The sequence below is a fragment of the Pseudomonas viridiflava genome, assembly GCF_001642795.1.
In the GTDB taxonomy this organism is placed as follows: Bacteria; Pseudomonadota; Gammaproteobacteria; order Pseudomonadales; family Pseudomonadaceae; genus Aquipseudomonas; species Aquipseudomonas viridiflava.
Genome location: NZ_LKEH01000017.1, coordinates 82,827 through 87,397, shown reverse-complemented (window position 1 = coordinate 87,397; position 4,571 = coordinate 82,827). Strand labels below are relative to the sequence as shown.

General features: G+C 59.6%; 3 protein-coding genes and 1 pseudogene. 1 reads left to right on the top strand and 3 read right to left on the bottom strand.

Annotation, left to right across the window (positions count from 1 at the left end; translation table 11 throughout):
• Window positions 1-325: 325 nt before the first annotated feature.
• A complete protein-coding gene (locus tag AO065_RS01545; RefSeq protein ID WP_004884959.1) occupies window positions 326-820 on the bottom strand; it encodes a DUF934 domain-containing protein in 495 nt (164 codons plus the stop codon).
• Window positions 804-2,462 (bottom strand): nitrite/sulfite reductase, encoded by a 1,659-nt coding sequence (locus tag AO065_RS01540; protein ID WP_004884963.1) that lies wholly within the window; start codon window positions 2,460-2,462, stop codon window positions 804-806. The genes AO065_RS01545 and AO065_RS01540 overlap by 17 nt, the downstream gene beginning before the upstream one ends.
• Window positions 2,463-3,031: 569 nt before the next feature.
• Between AO065_RS01540 and AO065_RS01535 the strand changes: the two are divergent.
• A pseudogene (locus AO065_RS01535) lies at window positions 3,032-4,098 on the top strand (ABC transporter substrate-binding protein).
• On the opposite strand, the gene AO065_RS01530 reads toward AO065_RS01535, so the two are convergent.
• The gene (locus AO065_RS01530) at window positions 4,080-4,310 is read right to left on the bottom strand and encodes a DUF2970 domain-containing protein (protein WP_004884972.1); all 231 of its coding nucleotides are present in this window, start codon (window positions 4,308-4,310) and stop codon (window positions 4,080-4,082) included. The pseudogene AO065_RS01535 and the gene AO065_RS01530 sit on opposite strands and share 19 nt — an antisense overlap.
• Between the last annotated feature and the right edge of the window lie 261 nt (window positions 4,311-4,571).

The window sequence follows — 4,571 nt, the reverse complement described above, 5'->3', positions numbered from 1 at the left end:
CTACTTTGCCCCGTCAAAGTAGGTCGCCGAGGGGCGAAAAGGTGACTTGAGCCATGCGCTCGGCTCACTGAATCCGCAGTCTGTGCCATTTGTGACGCGGAGCGTCACGGGCGGCATACCCACGCAGAGCGTGGGCACGATCAGGGTTGAGGCAGACTTTTGTGTATAACGACGAGCGCTGCGCGTGGGAATGCAGCCCAGGACGCTCCGCGTCGGCTTCAGGATGCAGTGCAGAGCGGAGGCACGAACCCTTTGCAAGCCACAACAAAAAAGCCCGGACCTTCAATGAAGGCCCGGGCTTTTTTGTTTCAGCGGGTCGGCGCAATCAGCGGCGACGGAACAGAGGCAGTGGCTCGTCGGTCGCGGCCTGGTAGGTCACCGAGAAGTCCTTGAGGCCTTCCAGCGCTTCGTACGGGTCCTTGTCGGGACGTATGGCAAAGGCGTCGAAGCCGCAGCGGCGCATGTAGAACAACTGGTCGCGCAGCACGTCGCCGATGGCACGCAGCTCACCCTTGTAACCGTAACGGTCACGCAGCAGGCGCGCGTTGGAGAAGTTGCGCCCGTCGGTGAACGCCGGGAAGTTCAGGGCGATGACCTGGAACTGATCGACGTCAGCGCCGATTTCCTCGGCTTCTTCGTCACTGTCCAGCCACACACCCAGACCGCCATCACGCGCCTTGAGCGCATGACCATGTTCGCGCCACAGCGACAACGGCACGATCAGGTCGTCACAGTTGGACAGGCTGTCGAAGGTCGTGTCCTTGGGCAGCAGGTGCCAGGTTTCATCGATGACTTCGTTGTTCTTAATGATTCGCTGCATAGACGCGCTCCTTGAAAGGGTCAATGCCAATACGCTGATAGGTGTCGATGAAACGCTCGTCTTCGTTGCGTTTCTCGACATACACGTCGATCAGCTTCTCGATGACATCCGGCATGGCGTCCTGAGCGAAGGACGGGCCGAGGATCTTGCCCAGGCTGGCATCGCGGCTGGCGCTGCCACCCAGCGAAACCTGATAGAACTCTTCACCTTTCTTGTCCACGCCCAGAATGCCGATATGGCCGACGTGGTGGTGACCGCAGGCGTTCATGCAGCCGGAGATGTTCAGGTCCAGTTCGCCGATGTCGAACAGGTAATCCAGATCATCGAAGCGGCGCTGGATCGATTCCGCAATCGGGATCGACTTGGCGTTGGCCAGCGAGCAGAAGTCGCCGCCAGGGCAGCAGATGATGTCGGTCAACAGGCCGATGTTCGGCGTGGCGAAGCCGTTTTCGCGCAGTTCGTTCCACAGCGTGAACAGTTCGGTCTGCTCGACGTCCGCCAGAATGATGTTCTGCTCGTGGGACGTACGCAGCTCGCCGAAGCTGTATCGATCGGCTAGGTCTGCAATGGCGTCCAGCTGCTTGTCGGTCACGTCACCCGGTGCAACACCGGTCGGCTTGAGCGACAGGGTCACGGCAACATAGCCAGGCTTCTTGTGTGCGAACACGTTGCGCTGGCGCCAGCGAGCGAAGCCAGGGTGCTCGGCATCCAGCGCGGCCAGTTCGGCGTGCTGGTCGGCCAGAGCCTTGTATTGCGGGTCGATGAAGTGCTTCGAAACGCGCTCTACCTCGGCCTCGGTCAGGGTGGTCTGGCCGCCGCGCAGGTGAGTCATTTCCGCTTCGACTTTCTCGGCGAACACTTCAGGGGTCAGCGCCTTGACCAGAATCTTGATTCGCGCCTTGTATTTGTTGTCACGACGTCCATAGCGGTTGTACACACGCAGGATGGCGTCGAGGTAGCTCAACAGGTCCTGCCACGGCAGGAACTCATTGATAAAGGCACCGACCACGGGCGTACGGCCCAGACCGCCGCCGACCAGAACGCGGAAGCCCAGCTCGCCGGCTTCGTTGCGCAGCGGCTCAAGGCCGATGTCATGCACTTCGATGGCCGCGCGGTCGCCGCTCGAACCGTTGATCGCGATCTTGAACTTGCGCGGCAGGTAAGCGAATTCCGGGTGGAAAGTGGTCCATTGGCGAACGATTTCGCACCACGCACGCGGATCGACCAGCTCGTCTGCAGCGACACCGGCAAACTGATCGGTGGTCACGTTGCGCAGGCAGTTGCCGCTGGTCTGAATGGCGTGCATCTGCACAGTGGCCAGTTCAGCCAGAATGTCCGGCACATCTTCCAGCGCCGGCCAGTTGAACTGCACGTTCTGGCGAGTACTGATGTGGGCGTAACCCTTGTCGAAATCGCGGGCTATCTTCGCCATCATGCGCGCCTGGCGCGAGGTCAACTGGCCGTAAGGAACGGCCACGCGCAGCATCGGGGCGAAACGCTGGACATAAAGACCGTTTTGCAGGCGCAACGGTCGAAACTCTTCCTCGCTCAGTTCCCCGGCCAGGTAGCGTCGGGTCTGATCCCGGAACTGCTTGACGCGGTCCTCGATGATCCTCTGATCGTAATCGTCGTATACGTACATATAGGTCCTGTTCTCAGGCTTCGTAATGAAGCAGGGCCGCTGCGGTCGATTGCAGGCAGCCACTGCGTCATCTGATCAATTCTGCGCGCACGGTCGCGCACTCCCTACGGAGCGGAGGCGACGATAGCAGTTTGCAGATATCGATAAAAGTGATGTTTATATATATGCAAATCACTAAAAGCGATAAGCATTGAAGGGTTTGAACATACCCTTGCTTGCCGTGTGGGCAACTGTCGACTTAACTGACGGTTATCACTGTCTGAAGAACCTGCTTCAGTCCTTTCATATGCAATCACCCATAAGACCGACAAGAGGCGATGCGATGAGCAAGCACCCCAAAACGACCAAGCCCGACAGTTCTGTGGATGCCTGGGCCATTCTCTTTATTATCCTGCTGGCCGTAGGTGCCGCCGTGTTCTGGGTCAGCGGGCGATAGCCGCGCCCGGAGAATTTGCTGCACACGCTCCAGAATCCGACCGTTGCCGCCGATAGATCTGCCATAGCGCGATCAATTCTGCGGTTCAAGGTCTGGGTATATGAAGGTGTTCGTGGTTCGTCTGGCGGTCCTGATGGGCTGGCTGTGGGCGAGTTCGGCGTGGGCAGCCACGGTGGTGTTTATCAGTCCCGGCACGGAGAGCGACGGGTATTGGCGCAGCTATGTCCGGGTCATGCAATCGGCAGCCCGCACCACCGACATGACGCTGACGGTGCTGTATTCCGACCGCGACACCGCAAGCTGCTCGCCATGGCGCGCGAAACGCTGCAGGGCAAGGCACGTCCCGATTATCTGCTGTTCTCCAACGAGCTCAACGTCGCCCCGGAGATTCTGCGTTTGTCGCTGGGCAGCGGGGTCAAACTGTTTGCTGTGAACAACACCCTCACGGCAGACCAGATTCGTATCATCGGTGACCTTCCCAGGCGTTATCCCGACTTTATCGGCAGTCTGGTGGGCAATGACGAAGAGGGCGGTTACCTGACTGCCAAACGCCTTATCAGTCTTTATCCGCGTCAGCCGGGAGGCGGGACGGTGGAGATGCTGGCGTTTTCCGGCACCAACACCACGCCCGTCTCGTTGTACCGAGAACAGGGTCTGCGTCGTGCGCTTGCCGAGCACCCTGAAGTCCATCTGCGTCAGATCGTGCTCAGTGGCTGGTTGCGATATCGGGCGCTCGAGCAGGCGCGGGTTTTGTTCAACCGCTATCCGGACATTCGTCTGGTCTGGTCCGCCAATGAACAAATGGCCTTCGGTGCCATGGACGCATTGCGCGAGCGGGGCGGCCAGCCGGGCAAGGACGTTCTGTTCAGCGCGATCAATGGCACCTCCATGTCACTGCAGGCGCAGTTGGATGGGCGTCTCAGTGTCGTCGCAACCGGGCACTTTACCCTTGGCGGCTGGGCGATCATCCTGTTGCACCGCTATGACACTGCTCATCGACAGACTCACCTGCAGGCCGGGGCGAGGACAGTCGAGGTGCTGCATCTGGTCGAACGGCAGGATGCCCAGCGTTTTCTGGAGGCGACCCGGAGCGAAGGCTACCGGCTCGATCTGCAAGCGTTCAACGTGAGCGCGACGGGTGAAGACTCGCCGTTCTCACTGAAAAACATGTTGCCGGACGCTCATTCCAGCGCCAGGTAAAGCACCAGTTGCACGATGCCAAACAGGATCGCAACGAAAATCACGGTGAACAACAGCCCCAGCAGCAAAAAGTGCGCAGGCTTGCCGTATGTGAAATCACGCTCGCGATTCTTGCCGCTCTGCACGCCAAACGCGGCTGCCAGAACGCTGTGCAGCATCTGCCTGAACGTGGGGGCCTTGTTTTTGGAAGCGTCGTCGGATGGTTCGTCCATAACACTCACCTGCCAATGCCTGTTCAGCTTAGCCAAGGCAGCATTGCGGTGGTGAGCAGCTCGTCGCCGGATTGCTGGCGCTCGTTATACACAAGTCCGCAAGACGCGCAAAGNTCACTGATAGGTCGCTTCAGAAAAAGCATCGCCGGCAAGCCGCCTCCCACAGTCCGTGGTCGCAGCAAGACCTCGGGTATGGGAGCACAAGCATGGTGGGTATGCCGCCCGTGACGCTCCGCGTCACGAATGGCACAGATTGCGGAT

Excerpts from the sequence above, each read along its gene's own strand:
- AO065_RS01545 (WP_004884959.1), bottom strand. The coding sequence starts at position 820 with ATGCAGCGAATCATTAAGAACAACGAAGTCATCGATGAAACCTGGCAC.
- AO065_RS01540 (WP_004884963.1), bottom strand. The coding sequence starts at position 2,462 with ATGTACGTATACGACGATTACGATCAGAGGATCATCGAGGACCGCGTC.
- AO065_RS01530 (WP_004884972.1), bottom strand. The coding sequence starts at position 4,310 with ATGGACGAACCATCCGACGACGCTTCCAAAAACAAGGCCCCCACGTTC.